Origin of the sequence: Pseudomonas sp. stari2, from assembly GCF_040760005.1 — a bacterium.
Classification (GTDB): Bacteria; Pseudomonadota; Gammaproteobacteria; order Pseudomonadales; family Pseudomonadaceae; genus Aquipseudomonas.
The window spans coordinates 987,501-1,006,896 of the sequence record NZ_CP099760.1 but is presented as its reverse complement, the minus strand read 5'-3'; the positions used below and the strand labels follow the sequence as shown (position 1 = coordinate 1,006,896).

Annotated in this window: 12 protein-coding genes and 2 rRNA genes (1 of these 14 running past the window's edge); 2 read left to right on the top strand and 12 right to left on the bottom strand. The window is 59.2% G+C overall.

The features are described from left to right. Nucleotides 1-21 precede the first annotated feature (21 nt). Nucleotides 22-1,272 carry a hypothetical protein gene (locus NH234_RS04435; protein WP_367255708.1) on the bottom strand — a complete coding sequence of 417 codons (1,251 nt, stop codon included), beginning with the start codon at nt 1,270-1,272 and terminating at the stop codon, nt 22-24. Beyond that, nucleotides 1,269-2,069 (bottom strand): DapH/DapD/GlmU-related protein, encoded by an 801-nt coding sequence (locus NH234_RS04430; protein ID WP_367255707.1) that lies wholly within the window; start codon nt 2,067-2,069, stop codon nt 1,269-1,271. Before NH234_RS04430 ends, NH234_RS04435 begins: the two co-directional genes overlap by 4 nt. Nucleotides 2,070-2,808: 739 nt before the next feature. Here NH234_RS04430 and NH234_RS04425 point away from each other — a divergent pair. Beyond that, the gene (locus tag NH234_RS04425; protein ID WP_007953863.1) at nt 2,809-3,153 is read left to right on the top strand and encodes a cupin domain-containing protein; all 345 of its coding nucleotides are present in this window, start codon (nt 2,809-2,811) and stop codon (nt 3,151-3,153) included. Between the two features lie 76 nt (nt 3,154-3,229). Here NH234_RS04425 and mmsB read toward each other — a convergent pair whose 3' ends face one another. Continuing rightward, complete coding sequence (gene mmsB, locus NH234_RS04420; RefSeq protein ID WP_367255706.1) at nt 3,230-4,117, bottom strand: 3-hydroxyisobutyrate dehydrogenase; 888 nt, start codon at nt 4,115-4,117, stop codon at nt 3,230-3,232. 9 nt (nt 4,118-4,126) lie between these two features. Continuing rightward, nucleotides 4,127-5,653, bottom strand: coding sequence for a CoA-acylating methylmalonate-semialdehyde dehydrogenase (locus tag NH234_RS04415; RefSeq protein ID WP_085734080.1), 1,527 nt, complete (start codon nt 5,651-5,653; stop codon nt 4,127-4,129). A 149-nt stretch (nt 5,654-5,802) separates the two neighbouring features. Between NH234_RS04415 and NH234_RS04410 the strand changes: the two genes are divergently transcribed. Continuing rightward, on the top strand, nt 5,803-6,750 hold the full coding sequence (locus NH234_RS04410) for a LysR family transcriptional regulator (RefSeq protein ID WP_085734081.1): 948 nt from the start codon (nt 5,803-5,805) through the stop codon (nt 6,748-6,750). Here the strand turns inward: NH234_RS04410 and NH234_RS04405 are convergent. From NH234_RS04405 to NH234_RS04370, 8 genes are all read right to left on the bottom strand, one after another. Then, nucleotides 6,747-7,241 carry an OmpA family protein gene (locus NH234_RS04405; RefSeq protein ID WP_085734082.1) on the bottom strand — a complete coding sequence of 165 codons (495 nt, stop codon included), beginning with the start codon at nt 7,239-7,241 and terminating at the stop codon, nt 6,747-6,749. The two genes, NH234_RS04410 and NH234_RS04405, sit on opposite strands and share 4 nt — an antisense overlap. 5 nt (nt 7,242-7,246) lie before the next feature. Further along, nucleotides 7,247-8,515, bottom strand: a complete 1,269-nt coding sequence (locus tag NH234_RS04400) for a diguanylate cyclase (protein ID WP_085734083.1) — start codon at nt 8,513-8,515, stop codon at nt 7,247-7,249. Beyond that, complete coding sequence (locus NH234_RS04395; RefSeq protein ID WP_085734084.1) at nt 8,512-9,087, bottom strand: YfiR family protein; 576 nt, start codon at nt 9,085-9,087, stop codon at nt 8,512-8,514. Before NH234_RS04395 ends, NH234_RS04400 begins: the two co-directional genes overlap by 4 nt. 119 nt (nt 9,088-9,206) lie before the next feature. Further along, nucleotides 9,207-11,315, bottom strand: a complete 2,109-nt coding sequence (gene recD / locus NH234_RS04390; RefSeq protein WP_367255705.1) for an exodeoxyribonuclease V subunit alpha — start codon at nt 11,313-11,315, stop codon at nt 9,207-9,209. Beyond that, entirely contained in the window at nt 11,312-15,001 is a 3,690-nt protein-coding gene (gene recB, locus NH234_RS04385) for an exodeoxyribonuclease V subunit beta (RefSeq protein ID WP_367255704.1), read from the bottom strand. The genes recD and recB overlap by 4 nt, the downstream gene beginning before the upstream one ends. Continuing rightward, complete coding sequence (gene recC / locus NH234_RS04380; protein WP_367255703.1) at nt 14,998-18,450, bottom strand: exodeoxyribonuclease V subunit gamma; 3,453 nt, start codon at nt 18,448-18,450, stop codon at nt 14,998-15,000. The genes recB and recC overlap by 4 nt, the downstream gene beginning before the upstream one ends. Nucleotides 18,451-18,604: 154 nt before the next feature. Beyond that, nucleotides 18,605-18,720: ribosomal RNA gene (gene rrf, locus NH234_RS04375) — 5S ribosomal RNA — on the bottom strand. Between the two features lie 157 nt (nt 18,721-18,877). Then, a 23S ribosomal RNA gene (locus tag NH234_RS04370) occupies nt 18,878-19,396 on the bottom strand; it runs 2,372 nt beyond the window's last position.

Below are 19,396 nucleotides of genomic sequence, written 5' to 3'. Positions count from 1 at the left end.
GTAAATCCCTCTTCCTTGAGGTTAAGCGGCTTTGCTTTCGGTCAGAGACACAACGCTGCCCTGGCACAACTCGATGATGCGCGTCGCGGCGCGGGCGGCACCTTCGCCGTCCGGTGCGGCCACCTGACGATGAGGCGCGTAGTAGGCCGAAGCGCGAGTGTCTTTCTCCAGTTCGCCCTGAATCAGTTCGACGATTGCATCGCGATCGTGCCCCAGATGCGTCGGGAAACCGAGCAGCTCCAGGCGGCGTAGCGCTTCGAGTTCGTGGTACTCGGATTTGGACGGCAGCACGAACAGGGTCGGAATCTGCAGCGCGGCGATTTCCGTCACGGTGATCCAGCCCGGCGCCGAAATCAGCAGACTGGCTTCGCGCAGCAGGCCCATCCAGTCCGGGTAGTACGGCACGCAAACCACGCCGTCCTGAGCCTGGATATCCTGACGGCCGAGCAACACCAGTTTCAGTTCCGGATTGCGTTCGCGCAGGACCTTGAAGCTGTCGAGGTAGGCGGCGAGCAGCGCATCCTTGTTCTGCGCAAACATGGTGGTGCCGCTGATCGAGGCAACCACGAACGGCGCATCGCCGAGGTTCAATTGCTCGCGCACGTTCAAGCCGCTCTGCACATTGATGTCGCGGATCATCGGCCCGACAAAATGCGCCTTACCACTGTTCAGTGCTTCAGCCACCGGCGTGCCCTGATCGAGGGAAGCCACATAAGGTTTGTCAGTCAGCACCAACTGGCTCTGATTGATCATCCAGTTGAACTGGCTGTGCAGCGCGGTGCGGGCCCGGGCCATTTCCAGCGAGTTGACCTCGAAACCGCCGTCGGCCAGGTCGTGATCCTGGAGCTGGCAGAGCGTGAAGTCATAACGCTCGGTCACGAACACCAGCGGCGTACCGCTGAAAATCGCGGCCAGGCAGGCGGCCATGTTGTAGTCCGACACCAGGGCGGTCGGTTTGTACTCGTCGATCAGGGCCAGGTAAGACAGAATCCGCTCGCCAGACAGAAAGGTATTGGCAATATAACCGCCGATGTAATTATTCCAGTCGAGTTCTTTCGACAAGTTGCTCTTTTTAGAGTAGTCGACCAGACGACCGGCGATATCCACTACTTCAACGCCGGACTTTTCGAACATCGGTGTGAAGGTCGGCTGCAAAGAGGCCAGTGCCACGGTCAACGGCATGTCCGGACGTTGCTTTTTAATCGCTTGAGCGATCGAAAGCGCGCGCATGTTGTGGCCAGAACCGGTCGGATTGGGGGCAAATAAAATCATTCTTGAATCTCCATTAGTTGAACAACGCCATGAACCACAGTGTTTTCCAATACATCCCTTATCACCACCGAATACGGTTTTATAACTGCACCGTCACCGACATTCAGTGGACCTACCAAGATGGCGCCCTCGCCAATTACACAACGACTACCAATGCGCACCGGAGCCTCCTCCCAAGGCAGTGAGCGGAACGAATGATCATGAGTAGACGCAACAATCGTGACGCCTTCGGCCAGCTCGCTGAAGGCGCCGATGGTCACTCCGCCGGCTGCTTCGATGACCACGCCCGACGCCAGTCGAGCGCCAGTGCCCAGTTCGATGCCGCCCAGTTGCGACATGCCGCCCTGGCGGCTGCTGCGCCCGATCAGAATGCAGTCCCGGGCGATTTCCACCGAAGCCCCGCCGCGCAATTCGGCATCGATCAAGGCATCGTCGCTGATGTCCCAGGTCGCGGTGTCGGGGTTCAACGCCTTGAGGCGTGGCACCGATTGCGTAGAACGATCAAGCATCGACGGTAAGCCTTGACGCGCCCGATCCCGGACTTTGGCCAGTACCGGCGCAGGGCTTGGCAGGCCGTCTTCGACCACCGTGCGCTGGGCAATGACCCGCGCCGGGCGACCGACCACGATGGCATCGGCCGGTACATCCGACGTCACCAGCGCTCCGGCAGCAATGACCGCTCCCGCACCGATGGAAACGCCGGCGGTCACGGTGGCCTTGGCGCCCAGCCAGACGTTTTCGGCAATGTGTACCGGTGCTTGCGCAGTCCCCAGGCATCGTGCGCCAGTGGCAAACATGCTGGACGCGCCAACTGAAGTGAACTGCAAATCACACTTGAATCCGATGAAACAATCATCGGCGACCTGAACGTTTTGCAGGCGGCAGCCCGCACGAATCCAGACATGCCGGCCCAACTCACTCGCGTCATTCACGGTCGTCGAAACTTCAATTACGTTTATGTCGTCCACAATAAAGCCTCATTCCATTGATGCCGGGCACATATAAATTCGAAAGGCGTGCGTATCCCGCAGAGATAATTCCGCCGCAGCACAAGTAATAATTAACTGTTTATTTAGGGCTTCTATTCAAAGCACGCACAACATTGCGCCTGCGCAACTTGTTAACTGACCGGTTCATTCAATTGTCGTTATTCATTAACAACAGGTAGAAATTCACGCTTGCGCCGATGGCCAAGTCAGTTTTATGTGAAGAAAAGCCGATTCAAGTCTGTCCGTGACTCTGGTGTAGCTCCATTAGGGTGGGATTGTCCTTTAGTACGAATGTTATAGTACAGACGATTTTGTTTTGCAATAGGTGCTTAGATGGTTATCTCGTTTTGGTCTAAAAATTTATTGAACTTTTATGGTGCGCGCTTGTATTAAAACCGTCATATATGCACAGCATTGGTGCAAATGGCGGCTTTATCGGGTTTTCCCGCTCAGCGCTAACGGGCATCTGGAGGTCGAACCCAGACATTCCGACGGTGCTCACCCACGTTACGGTGGCGACTCAAACTGCCATTGACCTGGAGCCGTCATGCCCGCACCCATCACCGTTCTGCGCGACACCCACCCGCTGCCCGTACTCGACGCCTGCAAATGGGAAAAGCTCGAGGGCGACCCGCACACCGTCAACCTCAACGCCTACACCAGCGAAGACGGCAGCAAGATCATGGGCACCTGGATCTGCACGCCGGGCAAGTGGCGGGTCGATTACGTGAAGTGGGAGTACTGCCATTTCCAGGAAGGCTACTGCGTGATTACCCCGGACGGCATGGAGCCGATCCACCTGCGTGCCGGCGACATCTTCGTCGTTGAGCCAGGCATGAAGGGCACCTGGGAAGTGGTCGAGACCGTGCGCAAATATTTCGTGTTCGCCTGATACAAAAAAGCCGGGAAACCACCCGACGTGATTTCCCGGCAATACAGACCTGTGCCGAGCACAGGCCTGACGACGATTACTGCGGTTTGCGATAGCTGTTGATGATCGCCGAGAAGTCCTTGCCACCCTCTCCGCGCTGACTCATCGCCTGATACAACTGCTGCGCCACCGCGCCCAACACCACCGGCTGATGGGCCTGACGCGCCGCTTCGGTGGCCAGCCCCAGATCCTTGAGCATCAGCTCGGCGCCAAAGCCACCGGTGTAACCGCGCGAGGCCGGCGCCGTTTCGACGATGCCCGGCCAAGGGTTGTACATTTCCGAACTCCAGCAACGACCGGTCGAGCTGTTGATGATCCCGGCAAGCACGCCGGTATCGATCCCCAATGCATCGCCCAGAGCCATCGCCTCGCTGACGCCGACCATCGAAATGGCGAGCAACAGGTTGTTGCAGATCTTGGCGATCTGCCCGGTGCCGACTTCACCGCAATGCACGATGTTGCGGCCCATCTGCGCCAGCACCGGTTGCAGGGTGGCGAACAGTTCGGGAGTGGCGCCGACCATGAAGGTCAACGTACCTGCGGTGGCGCCGCCGGTGCCGCCGGAAACAGGTGCATCAGCCATGGCCACGCCTTGTTTGGCAGCAGCCGCTGCCACGTCGCGAGCAGTCTGCGGATCGATGGTGCTGCAATCCACTGCCGGCACACCTTTGCCGATCCCGGCCAGCACGCCATCCTCACCGAGCCAGACACTGCGGACATGCACGGCGGCCGGCAACATGGTGATCACCAGATCTGCGTCTTCAGCGGCTTCACGAGCCGAGGCGCGGATGGTGCCGCCCAGTTGCTCCAGTTCCGCCAGCACGGTTTTGTTCAAGTCCACCAGATTCAGCGAATGCCCGGCCTTGATCAGGTTGCGCGCCATCGGCGCGCCCATGTTGCCCAGACCGATAAATGCGATTTTCATGGCCATTCCTCAGCGCAGGTTAATGGTGGTGTTCACGCCGTCGTTGACACTGTCGTCATCGAACCAGCGCGCCGTGACCGTTTTGGTCTGGGTGTAGAACTGCACCACTTGCTTGCCGTATGGGCCAAGGTCGCCGAGTTTCGAACCGCGCGAACCGGTGAAGCTGAAGAACGGCACCGGCACCGGAATCGGGATGTTGATGCCGACCTGACCGACGTCGATTTCAGTCTGGAATTTACGCGCCGCCGCGCCGCTCTGGGTGAACAGGCCGGTGCCGTTGCCGAACGGGTTGGCGTTGACCAGCGCGATGGCCTGATCCAGGGTGTCGACTTCCAGCACCACCAGTACCGGGCCGAAGATTTCCTGGGTGTAGATCTGCATGTCGGTGGTCACGCCCGAGAACAGGGTCGGGCCGACGAAGTTGCCTTTCTCGTAGCCCGGCACGCTGATATCGCGACCGTCCAGCTCGAGTTTCGCGCCTTCCTTGATGCCGCTTTCGATCAGATCGAGAATCCGCGCCTTGGCCTTTTTCGAAATGACCGGGCCGACATCAGTGCCCGGCTCGTTGCCGGCGTTGACCTTGAGTTTCTGCGCCAGCGCTTTCAGATCCGGCAGCCACTGTCTGGCCGCACCCACCAGCACCACTACCGAGGTGGCCATGCAACGCTGACCGGCCGCACCGAAACCGGCGCCGACCAGGGCATTGAGCGCTTGCTCGCGATTGGCGTCCGGCAGCACCACCGCGTGGTTCTTCGCGCCCATCATCGATTGCACGCGCTTGCCATGTTTACCAGCCAGGTCATAAACGTGGGTGCCGACGGCGGTCGAACCGACGAACGAAACGGCCTTGATGTCTTTGTGGGTGCACAGGCCATCGACCACGTCCTTGCCACCGTGCACGACGTTCAATACACCGGCCGGAATGCCGGCTTCGATCGCGAGTTCCACCAGCAGCATGGTCGACAGCGGATCCTGTTCGGATGGCTTGAGCACGAAGGTGTTGCCGCAGGCGATGGCCATCGGGAACATCCACAGCGGAATCATCGCCGGGAAGTTGAACGGCGTAATGCCGGCGCAGACGCCGATCGGCTGGCGCAGGGTGTAGGTGTCGACGCCGCCGGCAACGTTTTCGGCGAACTCGCCCATTTGCAGGCTGCCAATGGAACAGGCGTGCTCGACCACTTCCAGGCCACGGAAAATATCGCCTTCAGCGTCAGCGATGGTCTTGCCCTGCTCGGCGCTCAGCACCACGGCAATGCGTTTGGAGTGCTCGCGGATCAACGCTTGCAGCTTGAGCATGATGCGCATGCGCGCGCCGATCGGAGTCAGCTTCCAGGTCTGGAAGGCGCGCTGGGCGGCGCTGACGGCAGCGTCGACTTCAGCGGCGGTGGCAAACGGGACCTTGGCCAGCACCTGCTGGGTCGCCGGGTTGACGATGTCGTGCCACTCGGTGGTCTGCGACTCGACCCACTCGCCGTCGATCAGCAGCTTGACCTTCTGGATCGTGGTTTCGTTGGGCGTAAGCGATGCGTTCATGCTGGTCTCCAGAAATTGTTTTTATCTTGGGAGCCAAGGCGAAAAGTTCGCCTTGAGATGAGGCGTGTGTCGCGAATTGGTTGTCGGACTGTTTTTGGAGTATAGATGTGCAAACTTCTAATAAGAACGCACATATAAGCCCGTCCATCATGCAAAAAAACATCACGTCTTTAGGCTCGCTGAACTGGGACGACCTCAAGTTTTTCCTCGAAGTCGCCCGTACCCGCAAGGCCAGCACCGCGGCCAAACGCCTGGCGGTGGACTACACCACGGTGTCACGCAGAATCAGTTCGCTGGAAGGGGCATTGGGCACATTGCTGTTCGAGAAATCCCGCACCAGCGGTTTCGTGCTGACCGCCGAAGGCCAGCGTCTGCTGAGTTACGCCGAGTCGATCGAAAGCACGCTGCACATGGCCTGCGAACAAGTGTCCGGCTCCGGCGTCGCACTGTCCGGGCATGTGCGCATGGGCTGCACCGAAGGTTTCGGCAGCTTCTTCATCACCCCGCAACTGAGCCACTTCGTCGACGCCTACCCGGCGATTTCGGTGGACATCCTGCCGTTGCCGCACTTCATCAGCTTGTCCAAACGCGAGGCCGACATCGTCATCGCCCTCGAACGCCCGGAACACGGGCCGTACGTGTGCTGCAAACTCTGCGACTACCGCCTGCAGCTCTACGCGACCCAGGAATACCTCGACAAGCACCCACCAATCCGCCGCCCCGCCGACCTGGGCAGGCATCAGTTCATCAGTTATGTGGATGATCTGGCGTTCAGCTCGGAGCTGCTGTATCTGGCGAACGTGGTGCCCGGCGCCAGCGCCAATTTGCGCAGCACCAGCGTAATCGCACAATTCGTGGCGGCGCAGCAGGGGCGCTCGCTGGCGATTCTGCCGTGCTTCCTCGCGGCCCAGGATCCGCGTCTATTGCCAGTGTTGCCGGAAGAAATCGACATCACCCGGCAGTTCTGGATGTACTGCCGGGAGGATCTGCGCAAGTTGAAGCGGATCACCCTGTTGTGGGATTACATCCGCGAGGTGACCGAGCGCAATCAGGCCCTTTTGATGGGGCAGACGCGGGAAATGCAGTTTGCCGATTAATCGGCGCTGACCACGATCGACACCCGGCGGTTTTCGGTGCGGCCGGCTGCGGTGTCGTTGGAAGCGACCGGTTCGCGGCTGCCGAGGCCTTGCAGCTGGATATTCTCTTCCTTCATGCCGACCGTGGTCAGCACTTTACCCACACTCTTCGCTCGGCGCAGCGACAGTTGCTGGTTGTAACTTTCCTTGCCCGAGGCATCGGTGTGGCCATCCACGCGAACCCGCTCGATGCCTACACCCAACAAGGCCTTGCCGATACGCTCGACGATCTCGGTACTTTGCTTGTTCAGGCTTTCGATGTCGCTGCCAAACAGCACTTTGCCCGACAGGCCGAACTCCCAGCCGTCATCGGTCAGTTCAAAGCCTTGCTGCTTGAGCACGGCAATCTGCGCCGGCGTCAGGCCTTTTTGCGGAGCGGTCTGGCAACCGGTCAGGGCCAGCATGGCGGTCAGTAACAGGGTGGAAAACAGTCGAAAGGAAATTGAGAACACGGGTATCAGCTCCTGGTTTGAACGGGATCGACCGGGTGCTCCGACCCGGCGGTGAATTGGGCGCCGCGGGACAGGCGCTTTGCTTGATACATCGCGGCATCCGCCGCATCGAGCAAGGTGCCGGGCGTGGCGCCATGGTCGGGGTAAACCGCAATGCCGATACTGAGCGAGGTCACCACACTGGTGTCGCCCGGCAATGCAATCGGGGTGTCCATGCTGGCGAGTATCTTGTCGGCAATGCGCTCGGCGTCTTCGGTCTTGTGCAACGGCGTCAACAGCACGGCAAATTCATCGCCGCCCAGACGCGCCACCAGATCCTCTTCGCGCAACTGCGCCCGCACCCGGTTCGCTACCGCCACCAGCACCGCATCGCCGGCCGCATGGCCAAAGTTGTCATTGATCTCCTTGAAACGATCACTGTCGAGAAACAGCACCGCTGCACGCTCGTTGAGTTTGTTGGCGCTGCGCAATGCACGAATCAGACGCCCCTCGAAAAACGCCCGGTTGGGCAGTCCCGTGAGGCTGTCGTGAGTGGCCTGGTGGGCAAGGGTTTCGTTCTCGTTTTGCAGGTGGGTCTGCCACGATTCCAGCTCATCGAGCAGAGCGTTGAAGTCGTTGCCGAGGTTGTCGAGCTCGGCGATTTTCGCCGGTGGCACCCGCCGGTCCAGTGCCCGTTCACTGCGGGCGGCGTGGGCCACTCCCGCCAGGCTGTGCAGCGGACCGATGATCCCGCGCAACTGACGGCGCGCCAAAAAGAGCGCCACCCAGGCGCTGATCGCGGTGCAGAGAATGATGCCCGCCAGACCGCTCAACAGAAACTGCATCAGGCTGCCACCGTGACCGATCAACAGGATCCGGCCGATCTCGCGATCCTGGTGCAGGATCGGCAGGCTGATCGGTTTTTCCAGCACTATCCGTGTGATCTGCATTTCCAGCCCGGAAAAAAAACCGTTTTCCGGACGCTGCCATCGCGCCAGCAACTGACCCTGACTGTCCAGCACCTGCGCGTCCGCCACTTCTTCGGTCGAGGCGATCAATGCCAGCGCCTCCGTTGCGGCAGGCTTGTCGTTGAACACCACCGCCGCTTCCACGGTGTAACTGATCGAACGAGCGATCAGGTGAAGGTTGTGATCGGCATAGACCCGCAGCGCCAAAACGCCAAGCAGGGTCAGGGACACACTGGCCATCGCCACGGCAACCAGCGCCACGATCAAGTGCCCGCGACCTATGACCGAACCCAGGGTCGGACGCCCTGTGGATTTGTCGCGCCTCATGGGGCCGCCGGCTTGCGGCGTGACAACTGCAGCACGCTTGGATGAATGCGTACGCCGCTGCGGGCGACGGAGTCGAGATTGACCTCGAAAGATACCTGCTCATCACCGACTCGCAGACAGAACAGACTGCCGACCGTGCACTGATCACCGCCCTCGCTGATGCTCAATACCGGATGGCCGATCAGTGAAGCGAACAGTCGACTGCGTTCATCGGAAGTGAGTTTGCCGATGTATACCGCATCGCACTCGCTGACGATAGACGGGTTGTCGGCCAGCAGGCGACGCACAGTGACAGGTCGCCCCGTGGCCTGCGTCGTGCCTTTCACCAGATCATCGGTATATTCGGTTGGGCCGACGATGCACAGGCGCAATTGTGCAGGCTCAACCGGCCAGCGGGCATAGCTGAGAATACCGAGGACCACTTGAGTAACGGACTTGGCCCTTTGTTCGGCCATGCCCATCGGTGTTTGCGGCTGGGCAGCAGCCACACCCGTGAGCAGACAGAGCAGACTGACAAGCAACGCTCGCTTGCAGCCAACTACGCGTTCTGTCGCCCAGACAGCCAGCTTCATGCAGGGATTCTCTTGGATCGTAACGAGATGATGCCGCAACGATAGCACAGCGTTGGAACGCCAGCGATACAGCACCCTCTGACCGGCTGGTCAGATAACGCCGACAAGCGTCAGCATTTTCATTCTCGAGCCCCCGCGCCCTCTTCCAGTTCCAGCATCAAGCCGCTCAAGCGCTTGACCTTGCGCTGCACCGCTTCCTCAAACACTCCGGCTCGCGGTTCGATCAAGGTGAACCAATGCTTGGCTCGGGTAATGCCGGTGTAGATCAGCTCTTTGGTCAGCACCGGATTCAAGGCGTCCGGAAGGATCAGCGCGGTATGGGCAAACTCCGAGCCTTGCGACTTGTGCACCGTCATCGCGTACACGGTTTCCACATCATTGAGCCGGCTCGGCAACACGAACCGTACCCCGCCGCGCCCGTCGTTACGAGGGAACGCCACCCGAAGGACTGCTTCACCGGCGTTCGGCCCATCCCGTTCGGGCAATTTGAGAGCGATGCCGATATCACCGTTCATCAGCCCCAGACCGTAGTCATTGCGGGTCATCAGGACCGGACGACCTTCATACCATTGCTGGTCGCTGTCGATCAGCCGGGCCTTGAGCAGCGCTTCGGTGATGCGTTGGTTCAGCCCCTCGACACCCCACGGCCCTTTGCGCACGGCGCACAGCAGCTGGAACGTATCGAAGGCCTGTAAGACTTCCCGAGCCCAATCGAGCCAACCGGGGTGTTCAAGAGTTGCTCCGGCAAGCGGGCGCTTATTGCGCAGAACGCTTAGATAATGCCGATAACCGTGCGGACCTTCACCATGCCCTTCCAGAACAAGACGCTCCAGTGCGTGGTCGTGTTCACCCTTGAGCGCCAACGAATACACATCTTCGTGGCTTCGCGCTGCCAACAACTGGCGAGCCTCATCCGGCAATTGCTGATTCACCCTGCGAGCAAGCTGGCCGATCCCACTGCCCTCGCCAAAACGCCGCGAGTGACGCAACATCACCACTTGCTGCGCCAACGGGTGCGTACCGCCGCTGTCCTCGTGCAAACCGCTGTTCTGCAAAGACTCGCCGCTCACGGACTCCAGCCACTGGCGGGTCTGCGGACTGTACCAACCCGCCTCCGCATCGCGGCACAGATCCCCCAGTACTGCACCGGCCTCGACGGAAGCCAGTTGATCCTTGTCGCCCAGCAATACCAGACGAGCGTGTGACGGCAACGCATCAAGCAGGTTGGCCATCATCTCCAGGTCAATCATGGATGCTTCGTCGACCACCAATACATCCAGTGGCAGACGGTTACCGGCATGGTGACGGAAGTGTCGGGTGCCAGGACGGCTGCCGAGCAAACGGTGAACGGTGGTGACCTCGGAAGGAATCTTTTCCCGAACGGCGTCGGCGACTTTCAGCGATTGCACTTGCTGGCTGATGGACTCGGTCAACCGCGCAGCCGCCTTACCCGTAGGGGCAGCCAGGCGAATTCGCAGTGGCTGACCGGCTTCGACCGCAGGAGCCTGAAGCAACGCCAGCAAGCGTACCACCGTGGTGGTCTTGCCGGTGCCAGGCCCGCCCGTGACGATGCTGAAGGCGCCTCGGGTCGCCAGTGCGCATGCGAGTTTCTGCCAGTCGATCGCATTGGTTTTCTTGGCCGATCCGAATAACTCGTCCAGTCGCTGCGACAGGTCGCCCGGCGTCGGTTCATGCTCTGCCAAGCGCTGACGCAGTGCAGTGTCGATGCGTCGCTCGTAGGCCCAGTACCGCCGCAAGTACAGGCGTTTGCCGGACAGCACCAGCGGGCATTGCCGTGCAGACTCACTGTCGTCGGCAGCCAGCGCCACCAGCGAACTGCCGGCCAGCACCTTGCACCAGTGCGTCCCTTCAAGGGACTCCAGCAATTGCGATGGCAGCAACAACACACCCGATTGCACGTCACCTTCCGGCGGCAGGGACAGGGCGAAGTCCGGGGCCTTGAGGGTTTCAAACAAATCCAGGCACACATGACCGTGGCCGAGTTGATGACTGGTCAACGCAGCGGCAAGCAATACCAACGGATCAACGTCAGGCGCCAACTCGTAAAGAAATGCCACGAATGCCTTGTCCAGCGCCCGCAGCCATCCACGCTCGACCCAGAGGTTCAGTAACTGCAACAGGTCATGGGCTCGCGTAAGAGGGGTGAGCTGCGCCAAGCCGTCGGCATCCAGCGAAACCGGCGGAAAATCCGCGAAGGTGCGGCTCATAGCAATTCTCCCTGCTCCCACACGGGCTCGGCCTTCGATTCCGGTTTGCCCTGGAACATCCGGTCCAGACGCTCGATCAGCTCCCGCGGCGGCCGCACGAAATACACGCCACCACTGTCAGCACGAGTGCCCCGCAGGAACAGATACAGCGCACCGCCAACATGCCTGTCGTAATCGTAATCGGCGAGGCGGGCCTTGAGCTGACGATGCAGTGCCAGCAGATACAGTACGTACTGCAGGTCGTAACGGTTTTCCAGAATCGACTGCTCCATGGCCTGCTCGGTGTAGGCGGCGTCATCGACGCCCAGCCAGTTGGATTTGTAGTCCGCCACGTAGTAACGACCGTCATGTTCAAAGGTCAGATCGATGAAGCCTTTGAACATGCCGTTGAGCTGCACCGCTTCGGCGGCGACCCGGGCAACGCCGTTGTGGGTGAACTTGCGGACCTGTTCGTCGAGTCTGACGACATCGACCTTGTGGCTGGCGAACCAGAACTCCATCTCGACCCGATACTGTTTCAATTGCTCCAACACCACCGGTGGTCGACCGGTGCCTGCGGGCATCGGCGATTTGAGCAGGTGCTGCAGCCAGTCGCTGAGGGTCGTGATCCAGCCTTCCCAGCCGCGACGATTGCAGCGTCGGGCGATCGCGTCTTCCAGTACCTCGCGCGAAACCGCGAACCCTTCATCGCCTGCCCACTCGAGCAGTCCGTGGAGAAACGTCCCCGGATTCGGTCCTCGGGGGAAGCGGTGAATCTCGGCACCTCCCGGAATGATCTCGCGAGGAGCATCGGGCTCAAGGCGCTCGTCGTCGAACAGTTTCTGCGCTTGCGGACTGTCCGGCGCCTCTTCACTGCCCATGCTCAACTCGTCACTGATGCGCAAGGCACTGTAGGAGGCGATCCACCAGTTTTCGCTGGCCTTGCGTTTGGGGATCAACGTGGCACTTGGGATCGCTTCGTTGCGTGGTGGCTGGTAGCGCTCACTGGTTGCCAGTGGCATTTCAACGATGCTCAGCGCAGAACAATGTTGCTGCAGATCGTCGAGCCAACGGGTCAGACCGCTGGACTCACTCAATGACGCGCCACCACCCACCAGATAGCCAAGTGCTGAAAGATGCAGGACCGAGCTGCTGTTATTGCCGCGTTTGAGGTCCGTCACGCCAAGCCAGCAGGCATGTTGTGCGCGGGTCAGTGCAACATAGAGTAATCGCAGGTCCTCCGCCAGACGCTCATTGTCGGCCAGGGCAATCAGCTCGGCATCAGGCTTGAGACTGACTTGAGCTTTGCCGGATGCATCGTGGTAATGCAACGGCAGACGGCTACCGTCCACGGGTTTGGCTGAGCAGATGAAAGGCAGAAACACCAACGGATACTCAAGCCCCTTGGACTTGTGAATGGTCACGACCTTAACCAGTTGCTCGTCGCTTTCAAGGCGCAGGATCTGCTCCTCACCCGCGTTACCGGACAGCGCAAGGTGCTCGGCCAAATGCCGGATCAGCGCCTGCTCGCCATCGAGTTCGGAGGCCGCCTGCTGCATCAGCTCCGACAGGTGCAACAGGTTAGTCAGCACCCGCTCACCATCACTGCGCGCGATCAAGGTTTGCGGCAGATGGAAGTCATGCAGAAAGCGCCGCAGCATCGGCAGCACGCCTTGTTTGCGCCAGATCTCACGGTAGGCTCGGAACTGCATGACGCGTGCTTCCCAGACCAGTTCGTCCTGATTCAGGCGTTCCAGCTCAGTCAACGGCAGATTCAACGTGGTGCAGGCCAGGGCTGCTTTCAACGAGCGCTCGACATCCGGTTCGGCACAGGCCTTGAGCCAGGCCAGAAGATCATGGGCCTCTTGGGCCGCGAAGACAGAGTCCTTGTCCGACAGGTAAACACTGCGCACCCCTCGGGCAGCAAGCTCACCGCGTATCGCTTGAGCCTCTTTGCCGTCACGCACAAGAATTGCGATATCCGACGGTTGCAGCCCGCGAAAATCCTTGCCGTCCTGCGCGAAACCAGCGCTGCCGACTTGTCCGCCATTGAGCAGGGCAGTGATTTCACTGGCGCAGGCCGCCGCCAGCTGCTGGCGATAGACCGCACCAGAGACTGGTTGCTCGGTGGATAAATGCCAGATATTCAGCGCAGGGACGTCTTGCCCGGAAATCTGCAAATGCTCCTTGCGCCCCTGAGAGTCCACGGGCTGAAACGGCACCGGGTTGTCACCGTTTTTCTCTCGAAACAGAAACGCGCCGCGTCCCTGTTCGCGGGACTCGGCGCGCTCGAACACTTGGTTTACTGCACGGACCATCCCATGACTGGAGCGGAAATTCGTACCCAGTGTATGCAGTCGCCCTGAGGTGGCTATTCGCGCGCGCAGGTAGGTGTAGATGTCCGCACCACGGAAGGCATAGATCGCCTGTTTCGGATCACCGATCAGAAACAGTCCGGTCTCGGGATTGTTTTCCTCGATGCGATAGATGTTCTCGAAGATCCGGTACTGCACCGGATCCGTGTCCTGGAATTCGTCGATCAGGGCGACCGGAAATTGCTCGCGGATAAGTGTGGAGAGTCGCTCGCCACCTTCGGATTTCAGGGCTGCGTCGAGTCGCAGCAGCATGTCGTCGAAACCCATTTCGGCGCGTCGACGCTTCTCTTCTTCAAAACGCTCGCCCACCCATTTGGCGGCGTGCTGCAGCACCGCAGCATCGGGGGTTGGCAGCCCGTCGAGGCTCGACTTGAGTGCCTGCATTGCGTCCAGTCCCGGATGGCTCGGTGGCTCGCCTTTCCAGGCATCGGCCATGCCGTCAGGCGTGAGCCGGGTAAATCCGGTACCAATATCCAGTTGTTCCAGTGATTCGTCTTCAGCCCAGGCCTTGAGTTTTTCGAACCAGGGCTCGAAGTAGCGGGCCTGCATCTTGCGTCCGTCGACTGTCTTGCTGGCAACGCCCTGATGACAAATGGTGAGCAACTCATCCGCCCACTGCTGCCAGGGCTTCTTCAATTCAACCAATGCCGCGCGGCGTTCCAGCAGGTACTCTTCGATCAGCTCGGTCGGAGATTTGCCTTCGGCTCCGTCACGTTCAGTACCAAAGAGAGCACGTACGCGAGGCAAGAGAGCGGCAGGACCTCCCCAGTTAGTGCGTACCCAGTTCAGGGCGTCACCCTGCATCGGATAGCAGAACAGGCGCCAGTAATCGCGGAGCACTTCGCCGAGCAGATCGCTGTGATCGGTTTCGAGGGTCTGGGTAAACAGGCTGCCGCTATCGAATGCATGTTCGCGCAACATTCGCTGGCACCAGCTGTGGATCGTCGAGACGGCAGCCTCGTCCATCCATTGCGCGGCGATATCCAGACGGTTAGCGCAACCGGGCCATTGCTGAGGGTCGAACTGCGCGCGCAACTCATCGATCAACGTATCAGGAGGCCACGTCTCGTCACGGAAGAAGCGTGCGGCCTCAGCCAGACGTGTGCGAATACGTTCGCGCAACTCCTTGGTCGCTGCGTCGGTGAAGGTCACCACCAGAATCTGCGGTGGCAGCAGCTCGCGACCGAAGCCATTCGCCTCGCCTCCGTGGCCAAGGATCAGGCGCAGGTACAACGCGGAGATGGTGAACGTCTTGCCAGTACCCGCGCTGGCCTCGATCAGTTGACTGCCCTTCAATGGAAACGCCAAGGCAAGTGGCTGCTTTTTACTCATGAACGCCCCCCCTCGTTGGCCAATGATTGCCAGGGAGCTTCGAGCACCGGGCGGTACAGAGCGTTGCACCAATCGGTGAATGTCTCCTCCGCCAGCAACGCATCGTAATCCGGGAACTGCCGCGCCAATGCGGGGCTTTCGCGTCTCTCTCCTTCGCTGGTCTGGCCATCACCTTCATAGGCTTTGCGTGCAGAGGCTTCAGCCTTCAGCGGGTCATTCTGACCCAGCCATGCAAAAGCGGTTTTCACCGCAACCGGGAGCGGTTGACACATTCCTGACTGCCAGGCGAGCAGCAGGTCTTCGAGTATTCTCCAGGCTCGATCTTGTTCCATCGGTTCAAGCAAAAGGGTGTCGTCACTGGCGACCAGCGCCGTAGTCAGAGAAAGCCCACTCGCACAAGCGACCAGATGATTGACCCATGGTTTGGTCAGACGGTGCCATTTGCGGTTCTTGATCGAACCGATGCTGTTGGGGATCGTCGTCACCGACAGCACACCTCCGTCGGCGCGTTGATGAAGACCTCCAAGCCATCCTTCCAGGCGTAATCCCTGCCATTCAAGATTGATCGGGACCGCGCTGGTCAACGGAGTCGGCCAAAGCATCAGTAGCTGCTGATAGCGTTGCAGCAAATCAGGAAGCGGTTCGATCAACTCTCGCTGCAGGCACTCACCGAATCCCGCCATGGGCAGCAGCCCGCTGTTTTGCAGGCGCCGAGCCTGAGCCTCAAGCGCCTGATCAGCACCCTCCGGATGTCTCAAGGCCGCTTCGAGCAAACTGTCACTTAGGGTATATCGCTGCAACGCATCCAGCACAAACGGCTCTTCATCGGCTTGAGGTACTTGTGCCGCTTCAAAGTAAACTTTCAATCGCTGAGTGAAAAAGTGTCGCACCGGATTGCGCAGGAAATCCTGCAGCAGTGCGAGACTCAACGGCTCCTCCTGGACATGGGGTTCAAGCATTCCTTTCCCATCAACAGGCTCATGACGTTGATGCAGCACCTGCCATTCGCTGGCGTAACTGAACAGTTCATTTCCCTCATGGAAGTAACGTGAACTGAATGGCTGCAGCGGGTGCTCCTGAGTCATGGCATGCAGAATATCCGCGCCTTCATCTATGGTTCGCCAACCGTTGGCGAGATGATCCCGCAACTGCCCGATCAGCACCGAGGGTGGCCGCTCACTGTTGTCACGAATACTGCGTCCAACCCAACTGATGTAGAGCTGCTGACGCGCGGACAACAGTGCTTCGAGCAACAGATAGCGATCATCCTCACGGCGGGAGCGATCTCCCGGCCGGTAATCGCTGCCCATAAGGTCGAAGTCCAGTGGTGGTTGTGCCCGGGGATAATCGCCATCGTTCATGCCCAGAAGGCAAACCAACTTGAATGGAATTGCCCGCATCGGCATCAGGGTACAGAAGTTCACTGCACCGGCCAGGAAACGTTGGGACAGACGCCCCTGGTCCAACCCGGCCAACCAGGCTTCGCGAACAACGGTCAGCGGTAACTCGTCTTCCAGTCCGACAGACTCACAGGTCTCCAGCCATGTTCCGCGCAGCTCCTCTAGCTGACTCAGCAAGTAGTCGTCATGCTCATTGCTCGCTTTGAAAAACACCTGCATCAGTACCTGCAACCGGCTCCCCCACTCTTGAGGTTTCGCAGGCTTCAGAAATTGCTGGTGCGAGTACTCCAAGGCGTCCAGCAAGGCAACCAGAGGGCCGATCAACGCGGCATCGAGACCGCCAATTTCATCGTAGGGTTCAATCCCCGCGCAGGCACTTGAGTCGCCAACCGCATATCCGAGGAGCATCCGCCTCAGGCCGAAACGCCAACTGTTCTGCTCCAGTTCATTTGGCAAACCCAGTCCGGCGCGCTGGTCTGCATCCATCCCCCAACGCACACCGGCACCTTCGATCCAGCGATGCAGAGTCGGCAAGTCCCGCTCCTCCATACCGAACCGTGCGCGTAATGCCGGAACGTCGAGCAAGTCGAGGATTTCGCTGACGGGGAAGCGACTGTCTGGCAGTTTGAGCAGATGTTCGACAGCGATCAGTAATGGATCGCGACCGCGTTGCCCTTGGTCTGCCAGTGTGAAAGGAATGAACCGTGGATCATGACGATCCAGCTGCCCGAACACCGCACGGACATGCGGCGCATAACTGTCGATGTCGGGCACCATGACGATCACGTCGCGGGGGCGCAGTGCGGGATTGGCGCTGAATCGAGCCAGAAGCTGATCGTGGAGAATCTCGACCTCGCGCTGTGCACTATGCGCGATGTGGAATCGAATCGATTGATCCTGTTTCAGATCGACCTCAGACCAGAGCTCACGTGTTTCGCTGAGCGGACGCAGCTCCAGAATGTCATCCTGCAGTTGATTGAGCATGTTTTGCGGGGCTGTTTCGCTGAACATGTCGATACGACCATTGCGAAATGCTGCGCGATAGCTGTTGGGATCGTCATAGCTATCGAGCAGATTGATGTAGTCACGACCTTGCTTGCCCCAGGCCGCGAGCAGCGGGTGGGCATGTTGGTGCAGCGACTCCGAGTCCAGAACCACAGGCATGCCATTCTTTCGAGCTTGGCGTTTGTATTGATGACGCAACAGATCCTTGTCAGCAACGATATCGGCCCAATGATAACGGCAAGGATTGTGGACACAGAGCAGGACCTGGCTGAACCGGGCCAGCCCTGCTAAAGCTTCGAGTACTTGTGCGGGCAATGAGGAAATCCCGAAAACAATGACTCGTGACGGCAAGCCTGCCGGTGCTTTTTCAAGGCTGTAGATGCACTCGATGAATCGCTGGTGCACACCCGCACGGCTTTGAGCCATGCCTTGTTCACCGACATCCTCAAGCAATGCCCGCCACAGTTCTGCCTGCCAGCAATTGGTGGTGGGCAGCGGTTTAATTTCGCCTCTGACATTTCGTAGTTGATGTCGCCCCTCGGCCCAATCCTCAAGCCAGTCGGCACGGTACACCTGATACTGGTCGAACAGATCTGCCAGACGTTCGGACAGCTGGTAACGCTTGCGCAAGTCGGAGTCATGGGTAAGGAATCGTTGCAGGGGTTCGAAATGCGGCAGGTCGATGACCTGCGGTAACAAGCGCATCAGTCGCCAGGTCAGAGGTGCCTTGTCGAGCAAGGACTTTGCCGGGATCTCATCTCGTCCCAGGACCGTGCGGTAAAGCTGCCACATGAAACTGCCCGGCAACTGCACATCAATTGCGGCGGCAATACCGCAGCCGCCAAGATCATCCTCTTCAGGATCCTCGGCTAACGCCAACTTGAGCCATTGGGCAATGCCGTTGCTTTGCACAAGCGCAATTTCGTTTTCCAGGGGAGCCAGCGGATAGCGCCGCATTATGCTGATCACAAGGCTGCGCAGTTCGTCCAGGCTGTTGCTCTGAACCACCATGAATGCAGCGTTGAGGGACTGAGTGTCCGGCATGAAGGCTTCCTTGGAAAAGTACAAAAGCTAGGGCTGAACCTTAGCATTGTCGGCTGGTGAGGGCAGCCGCAAGGCGTCCGAGAATGCTGTACGAACTTTCCTGCGGGCAAAACAAAACCCCAACTGCTTTCGCAATTGGGGTTTCGGAATTTAATCTTGACGATGACCTACTCTCACATGGGGAAACCCCACACTACCATCGGCGATGCATCGTTTCACTTCTGAGTTCGGGATGGGATCAGGTGGTTCCAACGCTCTATGGTCGTCAAGAAATTCGGGTACTGACTCGTGGCCGGCTGGCCTCGCTTCAGCAAATTGGGTATGGGATAGTTTTCGGTGTTTTGTGAGCATCGAACTTTCGGTTCATTGCGTCTTCACACACCGCAATCTGATGCTCTTTCGAGTAGTCAAATTGCTTGGGTGTTATATGGTCAAGCCTCACGGGCAATTAGTATTGGTTAGCTCAACGCCTCACAGCGCTTACACACCCAACCTATCAACGTCGTAGTCTTCGACGGCCCTTCAGGGAACTCAAGGTTCCAGTGAGATCTCATCTTGAGGCAAGTTTCCCGCTTAGATGCTTTCAGCGGTTATCTTTTCCGAACATAGCTACCCGGCAATGCCACTGGCGTGACAACCGGAACACCAGAGGTTCGTCCACTCCGGTCCTCTCGTACTAGGAGCAGCCCCTCTCAAATCTCAAACGTCCACGGCAGATAGGGACCGAACTGTCTCACGACGTTCTAAACCCAGCTCGCGTACCACTTTAAATGGCGAACAGCCATACCCTTGGGACCGGCTTCAGCCCCAGGATGTGATGAGCCGACATCGAGGTGCCAAACACCGCCGTCGATATGAACTCTTGGGCGGTATCAGCCTGTTATCCCCGGAGTACCTTTTATCCGTTGAGCGATGGCCCTTCCATACAGAACCACCGGATCACTAA